General features: G+C 32.9%; 7 protein-coding genes. 4 read left to right on the top strand and 3 right to left on the bottom strand.

Features of this window, described 5'->3' with window-relative positions:
* Nucleotides 1-148 precede the first annotated feature (148 nt).
* Nucleotides 149-565 (bottom strand): hypothetical protein, encoded by a 417-nt coding sequence (locus tag AC9UEH_RS11470; RefSeq protein ID WP_509532003.1) that lies wholly within the window; start codon nucleotides 563-565, stop codon nucleotides 149-151.
* A 3-nt stretch (nucleotides 566-568) separates the two neighbouring features.
* Nucleotides 569-1,930, bottom strand: coding sequence for an RHS repeat-associated core domain-containing protein (locus tag AC9UEH_RS11465; RefSeq protein WP_509532000.1), 1,362 nt, complete (start codon nucleotides 1,928-1,930; stop codon nucleotides 569-571).
* A gap of 99 nt (nucleotides 1,931-2,029) precedes the next feature.
* On the opposite strand from AC9UEH_RS11465, the gene AC9UEH_RS11460 reads away from it, so the two are divergent.
* The 4 genes from AC9UEH_RS11460 to AC9UEH_RS11445 all read left to right on the top strand — a co-directional run bounded on the left by AC9UEH_RS11460 (nucleotide 2,030) and on the right by AC9UEH_RS11445 (nucleotide 3,259).
* Nucleotides 2,030-2,209 carry a hypothetical protein gene (locus tag AC9UEH_RS11460; RefSeq protein WP_509531997.1) on the top strand — a complete coding sequence of 60 codons (180 nt, stop codon included), beginning with the start codon at nucleotides 2,030-2,032 and terminating at the stop codon, nucleotides 2,207-2,209.
* Nucleotides 2,210-2,373: 164 nt separating this feature from the next.
* A complete protein-coding gene (locus AC9UEH_RS11455; protein WP_509531994.1) occupies nucleotides 2,374-2,721 on the top strand; it encodes a helix-turn-helix domain-containing protein in 348 nt (115 codons plus the stop codon).
* 12 nt (nucleotides 2,722-2,733) lie between these two features.
* A complete protein-coding gene (locus tag AC9UEH_RS11450; RefSeq protein WP_509531991.1) occupies nucleotides 2,734-2,970 on the top strand; it encodes a hypothetical protein in 237 nt (78 codons plus the stop codon).
* Nucleotides 2,960-3,259: a type II toxin-antitoxin system RelE/ParE family toxin gene (locus AC9UEH_RS11445; RefSeq protein WP_509531989.1), complete on the top strand. Its 300-nt coding sequence runs from the start codon at nucleotides 2,960-2,962 to the stop codon at nucleotides 3,257-3,259. The genes AC9UEH_RS11450 and AC9UEH_RS11445 overlap by 11 nt, the downstream gene beginning before the upstream one ends.
* Nucleotides 3,260-3,294: 35 nt before the next feature.
* Here the strand turns inward: AC9UEH_RS11445 and AC9UEH_RS11440 are convergent, their stop codons facing one another.
* The gene (locus AC9UEH_RS11440) at nucleotides 3,295-3,501 is read right to left on the bottom strand and encodes a hypothetical protein (protein WP_509531986.1); all 207 of its coding nucleotides are present in this window, start codon (nucleotides 3,499-3,501) and stop codon (nucleotides 3,295-3,297) included.
* Nucleotides 3,502-3,657: the final 156 nt, after the last annotated feature.

Raw genomic sequence — 3,657 nt, 5'->3', positions numbered from 1 at the left:
GTTGAATTTTAATCATTTAACCCCTTAACTTAATGACATTGTTCGTGCGGGAGCGGGGGGTATTTCATACTTCATTATCGCCTAGTAAATGGTTGAAACGATTGTAATTAAACGAACAAATGCCGAGCATTTGCTCGGCTTTTTATTGTTATTGATTATTCTCTATTCTTGCCTTTGCTCTTTCATTAAAAATCTTTTCTCGATTTTTAATGGCTATAAAAACAAAACTTAAAGCCAAGAAAATTATAAATCCAATAATTGCATAACCTCCTTTTTTATCGCTCTTAAAATTATAGTTTAAAAACTTTCTGTCTTTTATGAAAAACCAATAGTTTAGGAAACCAAGCAAAAATAAGTACAACAAAATCAATCCTTTATTTGGCAAAATAATATTTGAAATTTCAAAAAAATAATTGTCAAAATAAATTAGAATTGTATAAATTGTAAAATAAATCAGTAAGGACGTTGATAAAACAGCTCTAATGATTGCTACTTTATCGCTTTCCTTTCCTTTTTCAGTATAATATTTAAAAATTCTAAACAGTAAATAATAGTAAGCTCTCATAGTTTATTTAGGTTTTGTAAATAGCGTATTGCCTGATGAGTATTCATAAATTGCTTTCCCTCCAAAATATATTAATGCTCCTGTAGCTACAAAAGGTGCAGCTGGTCCAGAAACACATATTGCGGCAAGAGCGATTGAGGTATCAACCCCATATTCCAACCCCGACATATTTCCATTTGCATAATCTACCGTTTCAAAACCAAAAGCTATTCCCGCGCCAACCTTTGCAGTTGCTACAGCTGTGTTTTTACCGTTAGTATATCTTATGTTTTCATAATTTTGATAATCTTGATACGCACCTTGCCCAACTTCTATAGTTCCAAGAACAACGGTGGTAGCAATGGATCCTCTTTTTATTAATTTACTTATATTGAACGTCTTGAGATTTGCGGCACTTCCTCCAATCCAATTAGAACCATAATATTTAAAACTAATGTTTCGTGGGTTATAACTACCATTGTTAGTTAACCTAAAAGAACCTCCTTGGCTTCTAGTTGCACCTAAAATATCAGCACCATCTCCAATTCTATCATTAAATAGGTTTGCGTCATCTAGTGTGATACTTTTTTTAGATTTTCCTTGCACAACAACTTCATCAAGTTCTATAACTTTACTAGCGGTCTGTGATTCAGGGTCATAAACATATGTATTATTGGGGTCATCAATTAATGGTTTAAATCCAGGTGTTTTAGGACACGTTGGACAAAGTGCTAAACCTTGATTATTATTTTCAAACAGACCAGATGGGTCAGACCAGTAAACAGGATTGTTAAAACCAAATCTGTATGGATTATGCATAGGAGCTAACTCACTTAAAGGATCAATAACGTTAAACCTACCAATGGCTGGATCATATTGCCTCCGATCCATTGCAATCATATTCAGCCCCAACTCGTCTTGCAATTCCTTCCCGTTGTACTTATAATTATACCCACTATAAATCTCAGAAGCAATCAACTCTCCCGGTGGTAGTTCCATTGGTGGCATTTCCATTGAAGCAGCTAAAACATCTGTTTTTTGAATCATATATTTAGCACTTAGTGCCGGCTCCTCTGCAGGTTCTAGCCGGGGTACAATTATTTTGGCTTCGGTGTTGTAATTTCCGTGTTTAAACCCAAAAGGGTAGTAGTTGTTTTCTTCTATTTTGGTGAGCAGTCCTGTTCCAGGATTAATCCCATAACTCAATCGAATGTTTCCTAAATGGTCTGTGTAATTAAATACATAATCAAATGGGTTGCTCACGCCAACAGTATATTTTACATAACCTTCTGCCGTAGGAAAAAACAGTAATTTTTCACTTTCATATTGGTAACCGTCCAAATAATCAACGGTATATAAAATTCTATTTCTTGAAGCTATGTTCACTGTTTTGGCTACTTTTTTTCCTGTTGCTGTGTAAAGATAAGAAATACTAGGAAAATCACCCCCATTTTGAAATATTATTTTTGTTTACTTTGTAAAGTTATGATTTTATCATCATTGCAAAGATATGAGACTTTGCGCAGCACATTGGTCTTAATTAGAACACTTTGCGGAGCTGGGTTAGAAGCATCACTAACTTTGATACATTACCCACTTTGCGGAGCGGGTATTTCCATTGTTCGTTTGTTTTTATTGTTTTTTATCGGAACTCACGAACCTTAAAAAGGTTTGTTGATAAAATATTTATTTGCGTTATCGCACTAGATAACGCAATTACGCAAATATAAACAAGCGTTAATAATTATTTTTATGAACAATCGCAAGTAAAACAACTTAATTTAGTGCGTAATTAGTATATTTGTAGTGTTAATAAATAATATGCGCAAATGGATTTTCATCAAAGATTAAAGCAATTACGTACCGAAAAAGGACTTTCTAAAGGTGATTTAGCAACGCTTGTTGGAGCTCATTATTCGCAAATAGGACGATATGAAGAAAATGGAGCAACACCCTCTGCCGATATTATGGCAAAGGTTTCTAATGCTCTTGGTGTGTCTTCTGATTTTTTAATGAGTGGAAGCTCTGACGATTTAGCCGACAGTTCGCTAACCGACAAAGAACTGCTCAACCAATTTAAAGCAATCGAAAAAATTCAGGATAATGATAAAACGGTAGTCAAAATTTTGATTGATGCTTTTATTACCAAAAAGAAAATTCAACAATTAGCACTATAAAAAATATTGAATATGGAAACTATATCTATTGACTTACTAACCAGAAAACTTAAAAACGCTCCTCAAAGTGTTTTAGAACGTGTTATTGGCTATGTTGATGCACTTATAGAACCTGCAACAAATACCAAGCCTTACAGTTTGTCCAAAGAACAACAACAAATTTTAGACAGCCAACTGGGCTCCGACAAAGCTACTTATACCAACGCTGAAACGCTTTATTCCGACTTAAAAAAGAAGTATGAATTATAAGATTTTTGTTTCGCCCATTGCTTCCAAAAATATTGAAGATGCTGTTGAATATTACATTCACAAAGCCAGTAAAAAAGTGGCTTTAGACTTTTTGAAAGATTACAAAAAAACGTATAAAGCTTTACAAACAAACCCTTTTTACCAGTTTCACGATAACAATTATAGATTTTTACCTTTTGATAAATTTCCTTATATCGCCTTTTTTATTGTGGACGAACCTAGTAAAACTATTTTCTTAAACGCTGTATTTCATACTTCACAAGATCCTGAAAAATATCCTGTTAGATAACCAACAAAAAACCGAGCTATTGCTCGGTTTTTTATTTACAAATATTTTAAAATTCCTTTTATAAGAAAACAAATGCCAACTATTAAAATAAGAAGACCTCCTGCCCATCCTCTAAAAGTCATCGATTTATCAAATAAATCGTCGTCTTTTTTAAAAAAACCGCCAACTCTTCTATAAAGCCAATTTAAGTATAAAAAGCCAACTAAAATAAATATTATAGGCAAAATAATATTTTCAAACATCTCTATTCTTTTTTAGTTTTATAATCATAATACCTTTCTATTCCCATTAGTTTTAAACTGATGTTTTGTTTTAGAATCTTGTTTGATAAATTCCCCCGCTACCGCACGAACAATGTCATTAAGTTAAGGGGTTAAATGATTAAAATTCAACAGATT

Source organism: Flavobacterium sp. (assembly GCF_040402835.1).
GTDB lineage: Bacteria > Bacteroidota > Bacteroidia > Flavobacteriales > Flavobacteriaceae > Flavobacterium.
The sequence above is the reverse complement of the archived record's forward strand: the minus strand, read 5'-3'. Positions and strand labels throughout refer to the sequence as shown.

Excerpts from the sequence above, each read along its gene's own strand:
- AC9UEH_RS11470 (WP_509532003.1), bottom strand. The coding sequence starts at position 565 with ATGAGAGCTTACTATTATTTACTGTTTAGAATTTTTAAATATTATACT.
- AC9UEH_RS11460 (WP_509531997.1), top strand. The coding sequence starts at position 2,030 with ATGATTTTATCATCATTGCAAAGATATGAGACTTTGCGCAGCACATTG.
- AC9UEH_RS11455 (WP_509531994.1), top strand. The coding sequence starts at position 2,374 with ATGGATTTTCATCAAAGATTAAAGCAATTACGTACCGAAAAAGGACTT.
- AC9UEH_RS11450 (WP_509531991.1), top strand. The coding sequence starts at position 2,734 with ATGGAAACTATATCTATTGACTTACTAACCAGAAAACTTAAAAACGCT.
- AC9UEH_RS11445 (WP_509531989.1), top strand. The coding sequence starts at position 2,960 with ATGAATTATAAGATTTTTGTTTCGCCCATTGCTTCCAAAAATATTGAA.
- AC9UEH_RS11440 (WP_509531986.1), bottom strand. The coding sequence starts at position 3,501 with ATGTTTGAAAATATTATTTTGCCTATAATATTTATTTTAGTTGGCTTT.